This is a genomic window from Caldimonas thermodepolymerans, from assembly GCF_015476235.1.
GTDB lineage: Bacteria > Pseudomonadota > Gammaproteobacteria > Burkholderiales > Burkholderiaceae_C > Caldimonas > Caldimonas thermodepolymerans.
On record NZ_CP064338.1, the window covers coordinates 1,255,430 to 1,272,262 of the forward strand.

The following is a 16,833-nucleotide window of genomic DNA, read 5'->3' on the forward strand; positions in this document are numbered from 1 at the left end:
GCTCAGACTCCCAGGGTCATCTGCGCGATGATGTTGCGCTGCACTTCGTTGCTGCCGCCGTAGATGGTGGTCTTGCGGTAGTTGAAGTAGGTGCCGGCCACCGGCGCGCAGTGCATCGCGCCGACGTAGTCGCCCTGCCAGCCGGCCTCCATGGCCTCGAAGATGAAGGGCAGGGCGTAGGGGCCGCAGGCCTGCATCATCAGCTCGGTGTAGCGCTGCTGGATCTCCGAGCCGCGGATCTTCAGCAGCCCCGCGACGTCCAGCGCCTTCTTGCCGCCGCGCTCGGCCGACAGCACGCGCAGCACCATCATCTCCAGCGCGACGATGTCGACCTCCAGCTGCGCGACCTGGTCGCGGAAGCGCACGTCGTCGATCAGCGGGCGGCCGCCCGAGCGCTCGGCGCGGGCGATGCGCTTGAGGCGCTCCAGCTCGCGCTTGGCGCGGTTGACGTCGGCGATGTTGGTGCGTTCGTGGGCGAGCAGGTACTTGGCGTAGGTCCAGCCCTTGTTCTCCTCGCCGATGAGGTTCTCCACCGGCACCTCGACGTTGTCGAAGAACACCTCGTTGACCTCGTGCTCGCCGTCGATCGTGATGATGGGCCGCACCGTGATGCCGGGCGACTTCATGTCGATCAGCAGGAAGGAGATGCCGGTCTGCGGCTTGCCCTCGGTGGAGGTGCGCACCAGGCAGAAGATCCAGTCGGCATGCTGGCCGAGCGTGGTCCAGGTCTTCTGGCCGTTGACGATGTAGCGGTCGCCGCGCCGCTCGGCGCGGGTCTTGAGCGACGCCAGGTCGGAACCCGAGCCCGGCTCGGAGTAGCCCTGGCACCACCAGACGTCGCCGCTCATGATGCCGGGCAGGAAGCGCTGCTGCTGCTCGGGCGTGCCGAAGGCCATGATGACGGGCGCCACCATCACCGGCCCGAAGGGGATGATGCGCGGCGCGCCGGCCAGGGCGCATTCTTCCTCGAAGAGGTGGCGCTGCACGGCGTTCCAGCCCGGGCCGCCGAACTCCTTCGGCCAGGCCCAGCCGTGCCAGCCCTTCTTGCCGAGGATCCTGGCCCAGCGCTGCATGTCGTCCTTGGTCAGGCGCAGGGCGTTCTGCACCTTGTAGCTGATGTCGCGGGGCAGGTTCTCCCGCACCCAGGCGCGGATCTCGGCCCGGAACGCCTGCTCCTCGGGCGTGAAGTTCAAGTCCATCGGGGCTCTCCTGGTTCGGTGCGGTCTGCCTCGCACCGTCGCATGCCACCGGTTGTAGCACCAACGCCAGGCCCCGGATGTCTCAGCGGCGACATCGCGGCAGGGTCGCCGCCGCGGGCGCTCAGAAGCGCCGGTCCAGGGTGAGCTGGTCGTTTTCCTGGCGCAGCTGGAAGCGGCTGAGGAAGCTGTTGCCGAGCAGGATGTAGGGCATCTCGCGCGGCGCGACCACGCCCTGCACGTTGTGCACCTCGACGTCGCCGACGCGCACCGAGGACAGCAGCACGACGTAGCCCTGCACCACGCCGTTGGCGGTGTTCATCTGCACCGGGCGGCCCGAGCGGTAGTCGATGCCCAGGCGCTCGGCGTCGCGCACCGACATCGAGACGCTGGTGGCACCGGTGTCGACCAGGAAGCGCACCGTGCGGCCGTTGATCTGGCCGTCGGTGACGAAATGGCCGCCGCTGCCGGCCTTGAGCACGATGCGCGAGCCGCCCGCGGGCCCCGGGCCGCCGACGCTGACCTGCGAGCCCCCCAGCACCAGGGTCTGGCGCTGTCCGTCGATCTCGACCACGGCCTGGCCGTTGGCGAGGCTGACCAGGCGTACGCCGTCGACGGTGGCGCCGACAGCGACGGTGCGCGGCGTGCCGTTGATCATCAGCAGCGCCTTGTTGCCGAAGCTGCCGGTCAGCGCGACCGTGCTGGCCGCGGCCGGCAGCAGGGCGAACGCCCCGAGGGAGACCACCATCGTGCGCCACACCTGCTTCACGGCCGTCCTCCCTCGATGCCTGCCGGACGTGCTCAGTCGCGGAAGTTGGTGAACGACAACGGAACTTCCGTCACTTCCTTGCGCAGCAGGGCGATCACCGCCTGCAGGTCGTCGCGCTTGTTGCCGCTGACGCGCACCGTGTCGCCCTGGATCGTGGCCTGCACCTTGAGCTTGCTGTCCTTGACCAGCTTCTGGATCTTCTTGGCCAGGTCGGACTCGATGCCGGCCTTGACCTTCACGCCCTGCTTGACCTTGTCGCCGCCGATCTTCTCGATCTTGCCGAAGTCGAGGAATCGCACGTCGACCTGGCGCTTGGTCATCTTGGCGGTCAGCACGTCGCGCGCCTGACCCAGCTGGAACTCGCTGTCCGCATAGAGCGTGAGCTCCTTGTCCTTCTGCTCGACGCGCGCGTCCGAGCCCTTGAAGTCGAAGCGGGTGCCGATCTCCTTGTTGCTCTGGTCGACCGCATTGCGGACTTCGACCATGTTGGGCTCGAGGACGGTGTCGAAACTGGGCATGACGCGAGGGGTCGTGGGGGGTGGAAAGGGAATCGGCGAAAATTCTGCCATGCAAATCGAGACGGGCGTCAGCCTGAAACCCTACAACACCTTCGGCCTGCCCGCAGTGGCACAGACCCTGGTGCGCATCACGAGCGATGCGGATGTCCGGCGCGTGCTGGACCATCCGGAGCTCGGCCGTGCGCCGAAGTTCGTGCTCGGTGGCGGCAGCAACATCGTGCTGACGCGCGACGTCAGCCAGGTGGTGCTGAAGGTGGAGGTGAAAGGGCGGCGCATCGTCGAGGAACGCGAGGACGCCTGGATCGTCGAGGCCGGCGCCGGCGAGAACTGGCACGAGTTCGTCACCTGGACCCTGGAGCAGGGCCTGCCGGGGCTGGAGAACCTGGCGCTGGTGCCGGGCACGGTGGGTGCCGCGCCGGTGCAGAACATCGGCGCCTACGGCGTGGAGCTCAAGGACCGCTGCCACGAGGTCGATGCGGTCGACCTGGTCACCGGGCGCAGCGTCACGCTGGATGCGGCGCAGTGCCGCTTCGGTTACCGCGACAGCATCTTCAAGCACGAGCTGGCCGGCAAGAGCCTGATCACGCGGGTGCGTTTCCGCCTGCCCAAGCCGTGGCAGCCGGTGCTGGGTTACCTCGACCTGGAGCGCAAGATCGCCGAGACCGGCATCACCGCGCCCGACGCGCGGCAGGTCCACGACTGGATCTGTGACATCCGTCGCAACAAGCTGCCGGACCCGCAGGTGATCGGCAACGCCGGCAGCTTCTTCAAGAACCCGGTGGTCACGCAGGAACAGTGCCGCGACATCATCGGCCGCGATCCGGAGATCGTGCATTACCCGATGCCCGACGGCAGCTTCAAGCTGGCCGCGGGCTGGCTGATCGACGCGTGCGGCTGGAAGGGCAAGTCCATCGGGCGGGCCGGCGTCTACGAGAAGCAGGCCCTGGTGCTGGTCAACCGGGGCGGCGCGATCGGCGCCGAGGTCGTCACGCTGGCGCGCGCGATCCAGGAAAGCGTCTACGGCCGCTTCGGCATCCGGCTCGAACCGGAGCCGGTGGTGGTCTGAGCGGCGCGGCCCGCCCATCCCCCTAATTTGAAGTGCCGCGGCACCCTGTTCTAGGGACAGCCAGCGCGCCCCGGGATCCGTACGATCCGCCGCCGGAGGGTGGTCGCGACCGTGACGGCTGCGGCCCGTTCGACCTGCAGGAGCGCGGAAGTATGAAAGCACTGACCATCATGACGGTCCCGGTGGCGGCACTGGCCCTGGCCGGGTGCATGGCGACCAACCCCACCATGGGCAGCGGCGAGGCCAAGACGGCCGTCACCGGTGCCACTGCCGGGGCGAGCGCCGAGAACGCCAACCCGGCGCTGGAGCGTTGCAACGAGACGATGGGCACCGTGGCGCTGGTGGAGGACCAGGGGGCGTCGTGGTACCACCAGGCGCGCAGCCACCAGCTGCAGTCCACCATTCCCGTGCTGCGCATGCTGGTGCAGCAGTCCAACTGCTTCGTGGTCGTCGAGCGCGGCCGCGCGATGAACAACATGCGCCAGGAGCGCGCGCTGCAGGACAGCGGCGAGCTGCGCAAGGGCAGCAACTTCGGCAAGGGCCAGATGGTGGCGGCCGACTACACGATGAGCCCCAGCATCACGTTCAGCCAGAAGGGCACCGGCGGCCTGGGCGGCCTGCTCGGCGGACGGCTGGGCAGCATCGGCGCGGTGCTGGGGGGCAGCATGAAGTTCAACGACGCCTCGACCGTGCTGACGTTGGTCGACAACCGCTCCGGCGTGCAGCTGGCCGCGGCCGAGGGCAGTGCCCGCAACACCGACTTCAGCGCGGTGCTGGGTGCGCTGGGCGGCGGCATCGGCGGCCTGGGCGGCTATGGCAACACGCCCGAAGGCAAGGTCGTGGTCGCGGCGTTCGCCGATTCCTACAACCAGCTGGTGCGCGCGGTGCGCAACTACCGTGCGCAGGAAGTCAAGGGCGGGCTGGGGACCGGCGGCCGCCTGAAGGTCGGCAAGTAACCGGCCGGGTCGTCCCGTCCACGGGCCGCTGCGGCGGCCCGTGGCTTTTCTGGCGCGGCAACCGTCAAGGCCGGAGGCGGTCGTCCGGCCCCCTGGCCGTTCCCGCTGGGCCACCCGCAGGCGGCCGGTGCCGGCCCAGCGGACGCCGCGGATCCGGCACAGGCCGGTCCGCTGGCGTCGCCCCCTCCCCAGGAGGGGGCCGGCGCAGCCGGTAGGGGGAGGTTCCCTGCGTGCGCCCGAGGTGGCTGCGGGCCGTCGCATGCCGGCGCCGATGCCGGAGGCAGTTGCTGCGCAGGCGGCCGGTGCCGGCCCAGCGGACGCCGCGGATCCGGCTCGGCCGGTCCGCTGGCGTCGCCCCCTCCTCAGGAGGGGGCCGGCGCAGCCGGTAGGGGGAGGTTCCCTGCGTGCGCCCGAGGTGGCTGCGGGCCGTCGCATGCCGGCGCCGATGCCGGAGGCAGTCGCTGCGCAGGCGGCCTGTGCCGGCCCAGCGGACGCCGCGGATCCGGCTTGGCCGGTCCGCTGGCGTCGCCCCTCCTCAGGAGGGGGCCGGCGCAGCCGGTAGGGGGAGGTCAACCGTAATGACAGATGTAGTGGTACGGCTCCCCCTCGACCTTGATCTCGAAGCTCGAGTTGGCCGGCACGTCGAAGGACTGGCCGGCGGCGTAGCGGGTCCATTCGGTCTGGCCGGCCAGCCGGATCTGGCAGGCGCCGGCCACGGTCTCCATCACTTCGGGGGCGCCGGTGTTGAAGGTCAGCGTCGAGGGCAGGATCACGCCGACGCTCTTGCGCGTGCCGTCGGCCAGCGTGACGGTGTGGGAGATGCACTTGCCGTCGAAGTAGACGTTGGCCTGCGGGTTGACGGAGACGTTGTTCAGGACGGTGGTCATGACGGGGGATGAAAAGGTCGTTGCAGGCCGCGATGGTACCTGCACGGCAGGCCGTGCCACGCACCCCGGGACCGCGGCCAGCCCGTGCTGCTTCCCGGACATGCCGCCGGCCCCGGATCCCGGCGCGCCGCCAGCCCGGACCCCGGCGGGACCGGCGGTTCCGGTTCGGGGCAAAATACAAGGTTTCGCGGCCGCCCGCCCGGGGCGCTGCACCACCTCGACCGTTCTCCACCCCCGACATGGCAACCATCCTGCAATCCCTCCCCACCGGCCAGAAGGTCGGCATTGCGTTCTCCGGCGGCCTGGACACCAGCGCCGCGCTCCACTGGATGCGCAAGAAGGGGGCCATCCCGTACGCCTACACCGCCAACCTGGGGCAGCCGGATGAGCCCGACTACGAGGACATCCCGCGCCGTGCCCTGCAATACGGGGCCGAGAAGGCGCGCCTGATCGACTGCCGCGCCCAGCTGGCCGCCGAAGGCATCGCGGCGCTGCAGTGCGGTGCCTTCCACATCTCGACGGCGGGCGTGACCTACTTCAACACCACGCCGCTGGGCCGCGCCGTCACCGGCACGATGCTGGTGGCCGCGATGAAGGAGGACGACGTCCACATCTGGGGTGACGGTTCGACCTTCAAGGGCAACGACATCGAGCGCTTCTACCGCTACGGCCTGATCGCCAACCCGTCGCTGCGCATCTACAAGCCCTGGCTGGACCAGGCCTTCATCGACGAGCTGGGCGGCCGCGCCGAGATGTCGGCCTTCCTGCAGGCCTCGGGCTTCGAGTACAAGATGTCCGCCGAGAAGGCCTACTCGACCGACTCCAACATGCTGGGGGCGACGCACGAGGCCAAGGACCTGGAGCACCTCAACAGCAGCATCCGCATCGTGCAGCCCATCATGGGCGTGCCGTTCTGGCGCGAGGACGTCGAGGTCAAGCCCGAGGAGGTCACGGTGCGCTTCGAGGAAGGCGTGCCGGTGGCCCTCAACGGCGTCGAGTACCGCAACCTGGTCGACCTGATCCTGGAGGCCAACCGCATCGGCGGCCGCCATGGCCTGGGCATGAGCGACCAGATCGAGAACCGCATCATCGAGGCCAAGAGCCGCGGCATCTACGAGGCCCCGGGGATGGCGCTGCTGTTCATCGCCTACGAGCGCCTGGTGACCGGCATCCACAACGAGGACACCATCGAGCAGTACCGCATCAACGGCCTGCGCCTGGGTCGCCTGCTGTACCAGGGCCGCTGGTTCGACCCGCAGGCCATCATGTTGCGCGAGACCGCGCAGCGCTGGGTGGCGCGCGCGATCACCGGCGAGGTGCGCATCGAGCTGCGCCGTGGCAACGACTACTCGCTGCTGGACACGGTCTCGCCGAACCTGACCTACAAGCCCGAGCGCCTGACGATGGAAAAGGGCGAGCTGAGCTTCACGCCGGCCGACCGCATCGGCCAGCTGACGATGCGCAACCTCGACATCGAGGACACGCGCGGCAAGCTGCAGATCTACAGCTCGGTCGGCCTGCTGACGCCGGGCGAGGGCAGCAGCCTGCCCCAGCTGAAGCACGGCGACGGCAAGTAATCCGCGCTGTCCGGCAGGCCAGGCGCCGCCTCCGGGCGGCGCTTTTCTTTTGCCGTGCGATGCCTGCCTGCCGTGTGGCGGGCAGGGGCTGGAGGGCGCAACGGGCGGCGCGGGCCTTCCCCGCGCGCCAGCCCCCTGGGGGCCAAGCCGCGCAGCAGGACGGCGACGGCCGCGGCGATCATGGCCAGGCAGACGAGGGCTGGCCGCATGGCTCCCCGGAGGCGACGCCGGCAGGCCGGCCGGCACGGTCGCCACCAGTGGCGCCATGACCATGCCGATGTCCTCGACGAGGAGCACGCCGCCTGCGAGCAGGCTGAACATGGCCCCCGACGCGAGCGGCGTCATCCCCGGCCCCGGCTGCAGGGATCGCGCCAGCACGAAGTCGCAGGGGGGCGTTTCACGCGTAGAACCCCGGCACCGTGCACGTGCCGGCCGTGGAGGACCGGTTCGTGGCCTTGGCGGAGCCTGCTGCCGCGCCTTGCCCGTGTGGCTCAGAGGTCGGTGCGCAGCTTCCAGATCTCCGGGAACAGCACCACGTCGAGCATCTTGCGCAGGTAGCCCACGCCCGAGGTGCCGCCGGTGCCGCGCTTGAAGCCGATCACGCGCTCCACCGTCGTCAGGTGGCGGAAGCGCCAGAGCCGGAACGCGTCCTCCAGGTCGGTCAGCTCCTCGCCGAGCTGGTACAGGTCCCAGTGGCGCTGCGGGTCGCGGTAGACCGCGAGCCACGCCTGCTCGACCTCGGCGCTTTCGACGTAGGGCTGGGTCCAGTCGCGTTCGACGTACGTCGCCGGCACCGGCAGGCCGCGGCGCGCCAGCAGGCGCAGCGCCTCGTCGTACAGCGAGGGCGCACGCCAGGCCGCATCCACTTCCGCGAGCCGCTCGGGGCGGTGCGAGTGGGGCTTGAGCATCGCGGCGTTCTTGTTGCCCAGCGAGAACTCGATGCAGCGGTACTGCCAGCTCTGGAAGCCGCTGGAGTTGCCGAGGTAGGGCCGGATCGCCGAGTACTCGGGCGGCGTCATCGTCGCCAGCACGTCCCAGGCGTGCACCAGCTGCTCCATGATCCTGGACACGCGCGCCAGCATCTTGAACGCCGGCGCCAGCTCGTCGTTCGCCACGCAGCCGATCGCCGCACGCAGCTCGTGCAGCATCAGCTTCATCCACAGCTCGCTGGTCTGGTGCTGGATGATGAACAGCATCTCGTTGTGGTCGGGCGACAGCGGATGCTGGGCGCTCAGCACCTGGTCCAAGTGCAGGTAGTCGCCGTAGCTCATGTCCCGGGAGAAGTCGAGCTGGGCCTTCTCGGTGCGGACGATGTCTTCGGGGGTCGGGGTACTGCTCATGGGGTCGGTCTTCCTCAGGTCACCGCATGACGGCGGTTGAACTCGGGGCGCTGCCACTCGCCGCTTTCCATCACCTCGCGCAGGTGCTCGACCGCATCCCACACGTCGACGTAGCGCGTGTACAGCGGCGTGAAACCGAAGCGCAGGATGTCGGGCATCTGGCTGTCGCCGGCGCGGAAGTCGCCGATCACGCCGCGCGCGATCAGCGCCTGCACGATGGCGTAGCCGCCTTCGCTGCGGGTCAGGCACACCTGGCTGCCGCGCTGCGCCGCATCGCGCGGCGACACCACCGACAGGCCATGGCCCGCGCAGCGTTCTTCCACCAGCTGCGCGAACAGCTCGGTCAGCTCGACCGACTTGGCGCGCAGTGCCGCCATGCCGCCGTGGGCCTCGGCGGCCAGCACGGTGTCAACGCCGCACTCGAGCGCGGCCATCGACAGGATCGGCGGCGTGCCGCACAGGTAGCGCGCGATGCCGGGCGCGGGCTGGTAGTGCGGGATGAACTCGAACGGCGCGGCGTGTCCCATCCAGCCCGACAGCGGCTGCGAGAACGCGTCGGCGTGGCGCGGGTGCACCCACACGAAGGCCGGCGCGCCGGGGCCGCCGTTGAGGTACTTGTAGCCGCAGCCGATCGCGAAGTCGGCGTCCGCGCCCTTGAGGTCCACCGGCACCGCGCCGGCCGAGTGGCACAGGTCCCAGACCGCGAGCACGCCGGCCGCGTGGGCGGCGGCAGTCAGGCGCGCCATGTCGAACATGCGGCCGGTGCGGTAGTTCACCTGGGTGAGCATCAGCACCGCGACCTCGGGGCCGAGGTGGGACTCGACCTCGTCGGCCTCCAGCAGGCGCAGCGTCCAGCCCAGCTCCTTGCACAGGCTCTCGGCGATGTAGAGGTCGGTCGGGAAGTTGCTGCGCTCGGAGAGGATGGCGCGCCGCTGCGGGTCGCGCTCGCGCTGGATGCGCGCGGCGGCGCTGAGCACCTTGTACAGGTTGACCGAGGTCGAGTCGGCGACCACCAGCTCGTTCTCGCCGGCGCCGACCAGGCGGGCGATCTTGTTGCCCACGCGCTGCGGCAGGTGGATCCAGCCGGCGGTGTTCCAGCTGCGGATCAGGTCGGTGCCCCACTCGTCGTGCAGCACCTGCTGCATGCGCTCGGTGGTGGCCTTGGGGCGCACGCCCAGCGAATTGCCGTCGAGGTAGATCACCCCATCGGGCAGGTGGAACTGCTCGCGCAACGGGGCGAGCGGGTCATGTCGGTCGCGGACGACGCAGTCCTGTCTCGTGGTCATTGAGGGTCCTTCCATGTCCTCGTCAAGCGCCGGCGTCACAGCTCGCGCAGCACCGCACGCACCGGGCTGGCATCGGCCTGCACCAGCTTCAGGGGCAGGGCGATCAGCTCGTAGTCGCCTTCCTCGACGTCGTCGAGCACCAGGTTCTCCAGCACGCGCAGGTCGCGCCGCAGCAGCACCTGGTGGGCGTCCAGCGTCTTGCTGGGCGCCGGGTCCACCGAGGCGGTGTCGATGCCGACCAGCCGCACGCCGCGGTCGGCCAGCCATTCCAGCGTCTGCGGCGCGAAGGCGGTGAAGTCGTCGACCCAGCGGTCGACCGGGGCCTGGCGGCAGGTGCGCACCAGCACGCGCGGCGGCAGGCCGTCGGCGGCGTGCCGCAGGTGCTCGGGCAGCACCAGCGGGCCGACGTCGATGCAGTGCACCACGCGGCAGGGGCCGAGGAAGGCATCCAGCGCGACGTTGCCGATCGCCGGGGCACCGGCCGCGTAGTGCAGCGGGCCGTCGGCGTGCGCACCGGCATGCGGCGAGAGGGTGAGCTCGCTGACGTTGACCGGGCAGCCCGGGCCGATGCTGGCGGCCCAGCGCTGCCGGTAGGGCGTGTCACCCGGAAAGACCGGGCTGCCGGTGTGCAGGGGGGGCGAGATGTCCCACAGGCGCTTCATGAGGTTCAACGTGAACGTCAGGGAGCGCCGTTTCTAGCACCCGGGAAAAACCCATGGTGTCGGTTATTTCCAACGCCTCGTGATTTTCCGGAGGGGTTCAGCCTTCGGGCAGCTCGCGCGGCGCGCGCCGGGCGGCCCGCTGCACCAGCGTGAGGAACTCGCGCCGCTGTCCGTACGGGTCGGCACCCAGGCCGGAGCGGGCCAGCTCCAGCACCTGCGGCCAGCCGAAGTCGCCCAGGTAGGGCGAGCCCTGCAGCAGCTGCCCGTAGGCGGCCACCGCGGCGGCGAAGCGGACGTCCGCGCCGGCCTCGGCCAGCGGCTTCGGCGCGTTCGCGACGGCTTGTTCCAGCAGCCGGCTGCGCGCCTCGCCGGGACGCTTGTAGCGGATCTTCAGCCAGCCCAGTTCGCCGGCCCGGGTGTCGCCGGACGCGGCGGCCGGGCGGTTGGCGGGGTAACGTTCCTCGTCGAGCAGGCCGGGCCGGCCCTGCAGCGTGAGCTCGTACAGCGCGGTCACGCGGTGGCCCGCGCCGACGTCGCCCGCATCGACCCGGTCGTTGTTGAAGTCCTCGCGCGCGAGCTGCCGGTTGTCGTAGCCGATCAGCCGGTACTCCTTGACCACCGCCGGGTTGAACTCAAGCTGCAGCTTCACGTCGCTGGCGACGGTGGCCAGCGTCGAGGTGAACTCCTGCACCAGCACCTTGCGGCCCTCGGCCACCGAGTCGAGGAACGAGTACTTGCCGTCGCCGGCGTCGGCGATCTGCTCCATCAGCGCGTCGTTGTAGCGCACCAGGCCCACGCCCAGCGTGGACAGCCCGATGCCGGACTTGCGTTCGGCCGCGACGATCTGCTTGAGCTGGTCGATGCCGGTCACGCCGACATTGAAGTCGCCGTCGGTGGCCAGCAGGATGCGGTTGATGCCGCCCGGGATGTAGCTGCGGCGCGCCTGCTGGTAGGCCAGGCGCAGCCCGGCGCCGCCGGCCGTGCTGCCGCTGGCGTGCAGCGAGCGGATCGCCTCGCGGATCAGCTCCTTGCGGTCGCCGGGGACCGATGCCAGCAGCACGCGGGTGGTGGCGGAGTAGGTGACGATGGAGACGCGGTCCTGCTCGCGCAGCTCGTCGACGAAGGCCAGCAGCGACTGCTGCACCACCGGCAGCGCCTGCGGCACGGCCATCGAGCCCGAGACGTCGACCAGGAACACGAGGTTCGCCGGCGGCAGCGTGTCCTTGGCCGGGTCGGCCGCCTGGATGCCGATCTTCAGCAGGTGGTTGTGCGGGTTCCAGGGGCTGGGCACCAGCTCGGCGTGCACGCTGAACGGGTCGGCGGCGCCGGCGGCCGGGCGCGGGTAGTCGTAGCTGAAGTAGTTCAGCATCTCCTCGACGCGCACGGCCTCGCGCGGCACGGCCAGGCCCCGCTGCAGCAGGCCACGCACACTGGTGTAGGAGCCGGTGTCCACGTCCACCGAGAAGGTCGACACCGGGTCGGTGGCCACCCGCCGCACCGGATGCGGTGCCGCGCCCTGCGTGATGACGTGGCTGTAGGGCAGGTCCTGCACCCGCGGCGGCAGCGGCCGTGGCACGGGCGCTGCCACCTGGCCCGGCGCGGTGCCCTGGCGCGCGCGGGCGAGCCGGCGCTCGGCGGCGATGCGCGCCTCGGCTGGCGAGGGTGTGGCCACCGGCACCGGCGGCGTGGGGACGGCAGGGGCGGGGACCGGGCCTGCGGGCACCGGCGCGGGGGCGGCGGCGACGTCCCCGGCGGGCGTGTCGCGGGTCTGCGGTGCGGTGCAGGCCGCCAGGGCCAGCGCCAGCAGCGCAGCGGTCAGGATACGACCCGGCCGGGGGCCGGCGGAGCAGGGGAGATGCATGCGTGCCTCGCTTTCCTCGTGTTCACGGCGCCCGCGACGGCAGGCGCTTGCCCGTGTGAACGAGGCAGCGGGGCGGCCGGGGTCAAACGGGGGCGGACAGCGGCGGCAACCCGTGGCGGGCGCGGGCCCGGCTGCAGGCGTCGTCGCCCACGCCCATCGCGGCCCAGGTGCCGAACTCGCGGCACGGCGAGGGGCGCCACTCGTAGATGCCGCAGCGCGCATCGACGCCGACCGTGCCGACCAGCGCGGCGCAGCGCGGGCGGGCGTGGTCGGTGCCGCGCATGCGGCAGGTGTTGTCGGTCACGTCCACCGCCAGGCCGGAGGGCACGCAGCCGCCGTGCTCGTCGAGCTCGTCGCGGGCGAAGTCGACCCGGAAGCTGGCGCAGCAGGCGCCGCAGCCCAGGCAGGGGTTGTCGGTGGGCGTGCTCATCTCGGTGCGGGGGCGTCCAGCGCGGCCAGGGCGCGGCGCAGGTTGTCGCGCGCCGGGGTGTCCAGCCGCGCGTGGAACCAGTCGGTGGCGTACAGGCGCGGGCGGTCGAGGAAGCCCTGCAGCACGCGGCGGCGCGCCGCCGCATAGGTGGCGGCGGGCATCCAGCGGTACTCGCGCCGCACGCCCTGCTCGTAGGCGTCGTACACCTCGGGCGGCTGGCCGAGGATGGCGAGGTCGATGTCCACCACCCAGCGGTCGTCGCCCTGCAGGGCCCCGGCCGCGTGGTGCTGCGTCGCCATGACGTGGCGTTCGACGCGCGCCGCCAGCTCCTGCGCGCGTCCGGGCGGCAGGCCGCCGCAGCCGAGCACGAAGCGCCGCGCCCAGTCGGCGCTGCGCCGTTCGTTGGCCTTGGACCAGGGCCAGTAGACCGCGTCGTGGAACCACAGTGCCAGGGCGACCGCGTCCGGGGCCTCGCACAGGGCGGCCACCTCGCGCGCGTGGCGCAGGCAGGCGAGCAGATGGGTGGCGTCGTGGTAGCGGCGCGGCCAGCGGCTCCAGGCCTGCACCAGCGCCTCGCCCACGCCGGTGGAGGCGCGTCCGGCCAGCCCCAGGCGTTCGCACAGCCGGTGCCAGTCGTCCAGCAGTTCGCGGTGTGGGTCGGGGCTCAGTCGCATGGCGGGCAGGGACGGGTCTGTTCGGGTGGGGCTGCGTGCCGCACACTCGCATCATGCTCTACCGGATGCTGGCCGATGCGCTGGTGCTGCTGCACCTGGGCTTCGTGGCGTTCGTCGTGCTGGGCGCCCTGCTGGTGCGGCGCTGGCCGTGGCTGGCCTGGGCGCACCTGCCGGCCGTGGCCTGGGGCGTGTGGATCGAATGGAGCGCCGGGCTCTGCCCGCTGACGCCGCTGGAGCAGCGCCTGCGCCGCGCGGGCGGCGAGGCCGGGTACGCGTCGTCCTTCGTCGAGCACTACGTGCTGCCCCTGCTGTATCCGCTCGGACTGACCCCGGCGATCCAGGCGGGGCTGGCGGTGTGCGTGCTGGCCCTCAACGCGGGGCTTTATGCCGGGCTCTGGCGTCGCCGCCGCAGGCCCCCGCCGGCCCGGCGCTAGCCGTTCCTCGCCGGACGGCCCGCCTTCACGTCGCTGGCGCGCCGTGAGCCTGCGCCGGAACCGCATGCAGGCTTCAGCCGATCCTCCCGAGCAACAGGTATTCCATCAGCGCCTTCTGCACGTGCATGCGTTCTGGCTGCGGCCGGCGCTGCGCGCCTTCACATCGCTGCGCGATGTGAGCCTGCGCCGGAACCGCATGCAGGCATCAGCCGATCCTCCCGAGCAACAGGTATTCCATCAGCGCCTTCTGCACGTGCATGCGTTCTGGCTGCGGCCGGCGCTGCGCGCCTTCACATCGCTGGCGCGATGTGAGCCTGCGCCGGAACCGCATGCAGGCATCAGCCGATCCTCCCGAGCAACAGGTATTCCATCAGCGCCTTCTGCACGTGCATGCGGTTCTCCGCCTCGTCCCAGACGACGGATTGGGGGCCGTCGATCACCTCGGCGGTGACTTCCTCGCCGCGGTGGGCGGGCAGGCAGTGCATGAACAGCGCATCCGGCCTGGCCACGGCCATCATCTCGGCGTCGACGCACCAGTCGGCGAAGGCCTTGCGGCGCTGCTCGTTCTCGGCCTCGAAGCCCATGCTGGTCCACACGTCGGTGGTCACGAGGTCGGCGCCGCGGCAGGCGTCCATCGGGTCCTTGAAGGTCTTGAAGCAGGACAGGTCGGTCACGCCGGCGAGCTTCGGGTCGACCTCGTAGCCGGTCGGCGAGCTCAGGTGCACGGTGAAGCCGAGGATCTCCGCCGCCTGCAGCCAGGTGTTGGCCATGTTGTTGCCGTCACCCACCCAGGCCACCACCTTGCCCTGGATCGAGCCGCGGTGCTCGATGTAGGTGAAGATGTCCGCCAGGATCTGGCAGGGGTGGAACTCGTTGGTCAGGCCGTTGATGACCGGCACGCGCGAGTGCGCCGCGAAGGCCTCGATCTTGGCCTGCTCGAAGGTGCGGATCATCACCAGGTCGACCATGCGCGAGATCACGCGCGCGCTGTCCTCGATCGGCTCGGCGCGGCCGAGCTGGCTGTCGCCGGTGGTCAGGTGCACCACCGAGCCGCCCATCTGGTACATGCCGGCCTCGAAGCTCACGCGGGTGCGCGTCGAGGCCTTCTCGAAGATCATCGCCAGCGTGCGGTCGACCAGCGGGGTGTACTTCTCGTAGTTCTTGAAGCGCTTCTTGATGATGGCCGCGCGTTCGAACAGGTAGGCGTATTCCTCGGCTCGCAGGTCCTTGAACTGCAGGTAATGCTTGATCAGCGAGTTTCCGGGTTTCATCGGCGTGTTCCTCGTCATGCGGCGGGTTCCGAAAGGAATTGCTTGATCAGCGGGCACAGGATCGCGACGATCTGGTTCGCCTCGTCCTCGCTGAGGATCAGCGGCGGCACCAGGCGGATCACCTTGTCGGCCGTGACGCTGACCAGCAGCCCGGCCTCGGCCGCGCGGCCGAGCAGCACGCCGCAGGGGCGGTCCAGCTCGATGCCGATCATCAGGCCCTGGCCGCGCACCTCGGTGACGCCGGCCACGCCCGCCAGCTCGCGCTGCAGGCCGGCCTTCAGCGCTGCGCCGACGCGCGCCGCGTTCTCCACCAGGCCGTCTTCCTCCATGATGCGCAGCGTCTCGACGCCGGCGCGCATCGCCAGCGGGTTGCCGCCGAAGGTGGTGCCGTGGTTGCCCGGCTGGAACACGTCGGCCGCTTTCGGGCCGGCGACCACCGCGCCGATCGGCACCCCCGAGCCCAGGCCCTTGGCCAGCGGCATCACGTCCGGCACGATGCCGGCCCACTGGTGCGCGAACCACTTGCCGGTGCGGCCGATGCCGCACTGCACCTCGTCGATCATCAGCAGCCAGCCGCGCTCGTCGCAGATGCGGCGCACCGCCTGCAGGTACTCGGCGCGCGCGGGGTTGATGCCGCCTTCGCCCTGGATGGTCTCGAGGAACACCGCGACCACGTTCGGGCGGGTGCGCGCGACTTCCTCGATGGCGGCGGCGTCGTTCAGCGGCACGCGCACGAAGCCCGGCACCAGCGGCTCGAAGCCCTTCTGCACCTTGGCGTTGCCGGTGGCCGACAGCGTGGCGATCGAGCGGCCGTGGAAGGCCTTCTCGTACACCACGATCTCGGGCGACTCGATGCCCTTCTCGTGGCCGTACTTGCGCGCGATCTTCAGCGCCGCCTCGTTGGCTTCCAGCCCCGAGTTGCAGAAGAACACGTTGCTCATGCCCGACAGCTCGACCAGCTTGGCCGCCAGCTGCTCCTGCAGCGGCACCTGGTAGTAGTTCGAGCAGTGGATCAGCCTGGCGACCTGGTCCTGCAGCGCCGGCACCAGCTTCGGGTGCGCGTGGCCCAGGGTGTTGACCGCGATGCCGCCCAGGCCGTCGAGGTACTTGCGGCCCTCGGTGTCCCAGACCCAGCAGCCTCGACCGTGCGACAACGCGATCGGCAGACGGCCGTAGGTGTTCATCACATGAGGCATGGGCACGGGCGCTTTCTCAGGGGCGTTCATCGCAGGCTCCAAAAAACAAAAATCGCGAAAGAAGCCCGGGTGTCGCGCCCGGGTCCAACTTCCGCGTGTTGGCGCTCCATTCTATCGGTGCGGAAACGAAAGCCAGCTGACAGCTGGCACTGCGATCATGCGGGCCGCGGCCGCAGGCACGAGGGCTGCCCGGTGCGTACGGGGCAGGGACACGCGACGCGCGCGAGAATGCCCTGCCGAGTCCGTCAGGAAGTCCTCTATAAGATATTATTTGCAGGACTCATGTTGCGCTGCAGCGAACTACACTTCCTGCTGCGCAGGCCGCCACCAGCGGCCCCATTTTTCCCGGTCACCGCCGCATGACGACAGCCAAACCCCGCGAGATCTTCATACAGGGGATCACCAAAGACGGCCGCACCTTTCGCCCTAGCGACTGGGCCGAGCGACTGGCAGGGGTCATGGCCCGGTTCCGTCCCGGCGGGCAGTCCGGCCCCGACGGCCACCTCGGCTACTCGCCCTACTGCGTGCCGACCGTCATCAACGGGGTCAAGTGCGTGGTCGTCAGCGAAGCGATACGCGACATCGAACCGATGGCCTGGGACTTCGTGCTCAACTTTGCCAGGGACAACGAGTTGCAGGTCGCCGAGGCCTGCCTGCTGCCCGATCCGCCCGCGAGAAGCTGACCCTCCGCGGGCTTCTTTTTTCCGGCT

17 protein-coding genes are annotated in these 16,833 nt (G+C 70.4%); 5 read left to right on the plus strand and 12 right to left on the minus strand.

All coding sequences use genetic code 11. The features are described from left to right. Positions 1-2 precede the first annotated feature (2 nt). The 3 genes from IS481_RS06005 to IS481_RS06015 form a co-directional block, all read right to left on the minus strand. Positions 3-1,199 (minus strand): acyl-CoA dehydrogenase family protein, encoded by a 1,197-nt coding sequence (locus tag IS481_RS06005; protein ID WP_104357621.1) that lies wholly within the window; start codon positions 1,197-1,199, stop codon positions 3-5. 121 nt (positions 1,200-1,320) lie between these two features. Then, a complete protein-coding gene (locus IS481_RS06010; protein WP_336470026.1) occupies positions 1,321-1,965 on the minus strand; it encodes a retropepsin-like aspartic protease family protein in 645 nt (214 codons plus the stop codon). Positions 1,966-1,997: 32 nt separating this feature from the next. Continuing rightward, positions 1,998-2,483: a YajQ family cyclic di-GMP-binding protein gene (locus IS481_RS06015; RefSeq protein ID WP_104357622.1), complete on the minus strand. Its 486-nt coding sequence runs from the start codon at positions 2,481-2,483 to the stop codon at positions 1,998-2,000. Between the two features lie 49 nt (positions 2,484-2,532). Between IS481_RS06015 and murB the strand changes: the two genes are divergently transcribed. Both murB and IS481_RS06025 read left to right on the plus strand, forming a co-directional pair. Beyond that, the gene (gene murB / locus IS481_RS06020; protein ID WP_104357623.1) at positions 2,533-3,549 is read left to right on the plus strand and encodes a UDP-N-acetylmuramate dehydrogenase; all 1,017 of its coding nucleotides are present in this window, start codon (positions 2,533-2,535) and stop codon (positions 3,547-3,549) included. A gap of 152 nt (positions 3,550-3,701) precedes the next feature. Beyond that, entirely contained in the window at positions 3,702-4,505 is an 804-nt protein-coding gene (locus IS481_RS06025) for a CsgG/HfaB family protein (RefSeq protein WP_104357624.1), read from the plus strand. A gap of 569 nt (positions 4,506-5,074) precedes the next feature. Here IS481_RS06025 and ppnP read toward each other — a convergent pair. After that, entirely contained in the window at positions 5,075-5,392 is a 318-nt protein-coding gene (gene ppnP, locus IS481_RS06030; protein ID WP_104359089.1) for a pyrimidine/purine nucleoside phosphorylase, read from the minus strand. A gap of 239 nt (positions 5,393-5,631) precedes the next feature. Between ppnP and argG the strand changes: the two genes are divergently transcribed. Next, positions 5,632-6,969 (plus strand): argininosuccinate synthase, encoded by a 1,338-nt coding sequence (gene argG, locus IS481_RS06035; protein ID WP_104359088.1) that lies wholly within the window; start codon positions 5,632-5,634, stop codon positions 6,967-6,969. Between the two features lie 491 nt (positions 6,970-7,460). On the opposite strand, the gene kynA is transcribed toward argG, so the two are convergent. From kynA to IS481_RS06065, 6 genes are all read right to left on the minus strand, one after another. Beyond that, positions 7,461-8,309, minus strand: a complete 849-nt coding sequence (gene kynA / locus IS481_RS06040; RefSeq protein ID WP_104359087.1) for a tryptophan 2,3-dioxygenase — start codon at positions 8,307-8,309, stop codon at positions 7,461-7,463. Between the two features lie 14 nt (positions 8,310-8,323). Then, a complete protein-coding gene (kynU, locus tag IS481_RS06045; RefSeq protein WP_104359086.1) occupies positions 8,324-9,595 on the minus strand; it encodes a kynureninase in 1,272 nt (423 codons plus the stop codon). Between the two features lie 35 nt (positions 9,596-9,630). Continuing rightward, entirely contained in the window at positions 9,631-10,257 is a 627-nt protein-coding gene (gene kynB / locus IS481_RS06050) for an arylformamidase (RefSeq protein WP_104359085.1), read from the minus strand. Between the two features lie 97 nt (positions 10,258-10,354). Next, the gene (locus IS481_RS06055) at positions 10,355-12,118 is read right to left on the minus strand and encodes a vWA domain-containing protein (RefSeq protein WP_104359084.1); all 1,764 of its coding nucleotides are present in this window, start codon (positions 12,116-12,118) and stop codon (positions 10,355-10,357) included. A gap of 82 nt (positions 12,119-12,200) precedes the next feature. Beyond that, positions 12,201-12,548, minus strand: coding sequence for a YkgJ family cysteine cluster protein (locus IS481_RS06060; RefSeq protein WP_104359083.1), 348 nt, complete (start codon positions 12,546-12,548; stop codon positions 12,201-12,203). After that, a complete protein-coding gene (locus IS481_RS06065; protein ID WP_194963342.1) occupies positions 12,545-13,222 on the minus strand; it encodes an HD domain-containing protein in 678 nt (225 codons plus the stop codon). The genes IS481_RS06060 and IS481_RS06065 overlap by 4 nt, the downstream gene beginning before the upstream one ends. A 53-nt stretch (positions 13,223-13,275) precedes the next feature. Between IS481_RS06065 and IS481_RS06070 the strand changes: the two genes are divergently transcribed. Beyond that, positions 13,276-13,656: a DUF2784 domain-containing protein gene (locus tag IS481_RS06070; protein WP_104359082.1), complete on the plus strand. Its 381-nt coding sequence runs from the start codon at positions 13,276-13,278 to the stop codon at positions 13,654-13,656. Between the two features lie 338 nt (positions 13,657-13,994). Here the strand turns inward: IS481_RS06070 and argF are convergent, their stop codons facing one another. Together argF and IS481_RS06080 are read right to left on the minus strand one after the other, a co-directional pair. Continuing rightward, positions 13,995-14,927, minus strand: coding sequence for an ornithine carbamoyltransferase (argF, locus tag IS481_RS06075; protein ID WP_104357898.1), 933 nt, complete (start codon positions 14,925-14,927; stop codon positions 13,995-13,997). Between the two features lie 14 nt (positions 14,928-14,941). After that, on the minus strand, positions 14,942-16,123 hold the full coding sequence (locus IS481_RS06080) for an acetylornithine transaminase (RefSeq protein WP_232529573.1): 1,182 nt from the start codon (positions 16,121-16,123) through the stop codon (positions 14,942-14,944). A 359-nt stretch (positions 16,124-16,482) separates the two neighbouring features. Here IS481_RS06080 and IS481_RS06085 point away from each other — a divergent pair, with 359 nt between their 5' ends. After that, the gene (locus IS481_RS06085; protein ID WP_104357900.1) at positions 16,483-16,806 is read left to right on the plus strand and encodes a DUF3579 domain-containing protein; all 324 of its coding nucleotides are present in this window, start codon (positions 16,483-16,485) and stop codon (positions 16,804-16,806) included. Positions 16,807-16,833 lie beyond the last annotated feature (27 nt).

Bases quoted from the DNA above. Each gene is read 5' to 3' on its own strand.
- IS481_RS06005 (WP_104357621.1), bottom strand. From the start codon at position 1,199: ATGGACTTGAACTTCACGCCCGAGGAGCAGGCGTTCCGGGCCGAGATC.
- IS481_RS06055 (WP_104359084.1), bottom strand. From the start codon at position 12,118: ATGCATCTCCCCTGCTCCGCCGGCCCCCGGCCGGGTCGTATCCTGACC.
- kynU (WP_104359086.1), bottom strand. From the start codon at position 9,595: ATGACCACGAGACAGGACTGCGTCGTCCGCGACCGACATGACCCGCTC.
- murB (WP_104357623.1), top strand. From the start codon at position 2,533: ATGCAAATCGAGACGGGCGTCAGCCTGAAACCCTACAACACCTTCGGC.
- IS481_RS06060 (WP_104359083.1), bottom strand. From the start codon at position 12,548: ATGAGCACGCCCACCGACAACCCCTGCCTGGGCTGCGGCGCCTGCTGC.
- kynA (WP_104359087.1), bottom strand. From the start codon at position 8,309: ATGAGCAGTACCCCGACCCCCGAAGACATCGTCCGCACCGAGAAGGCC.
- IS481_RS06065 (WP_194963342.1), bottom strand. From the start codon at position 13,222: ATGCGACTGAGCCCCGACCCACACCGCGAACTGCTGGACGACTGGCAC.
- kynB (WP_104359085.1), bottom strand. From the start codon at position 10,257: ATGAAGCGCCTGTGGGACATCTCGCCCCCCCTGCACACCGGCAGCCCG.
- ppnP (WP_104359089.1), bottom strand. From the start codon at position 5,392: ATGACCACCGTCCTGAACAACGTCTCCGTCAACCCGCAGGCCAACGTC.
- IS481_RS06070 (WP_104359082.1), top strand. From the start codon at position 13,276: ATGCTCTACCGGATGCTGGCCGATGCGCTGGTGCTGCTGCACCTGGGC.
- IS481_RS06015 (WP_104357622.1), bottom strand. From the start codon at position 2,483: ATGCCCAGTTTCGACACCGTCCTCGAGCCCAACATGGTCGAAGTCCGC.
- argF (WP_104357898.1), bottom strand. From the start codon at position 14,927: ATGAAACCCGGAAACTCGCTGATCAAGCATTACCTGCAGTTCAAGGAC.
- IS481_RS06080 (WP_232529573.1), bottom strand. From the start codon at position 16,123: ATGCCTCATGTGATGAACACCTACGGCCGTCTGCCGATCGCGTTGTCG.
- argG (WP_104359088.1), top strand. From the start codon at position 5,632: ATGGCAACCATCCTGCAATCCCTCCCCACCGGCCAGAAGGTCGGCATT.
- IS481_RS06025 (WP_104357624.1), top strand. From the start codon at position 3,702: ATGAAAGCACTGACCATCATGACGGTCCCGGTGGCGGCACTGGCCCTG.
- IS481_RS06085 (WP_104357900.1), top strand. From the start codon at position 16,483: ATGACGACAGCCAAACCCCGCGAGATCTTCATACAGGGGATCACCAAA.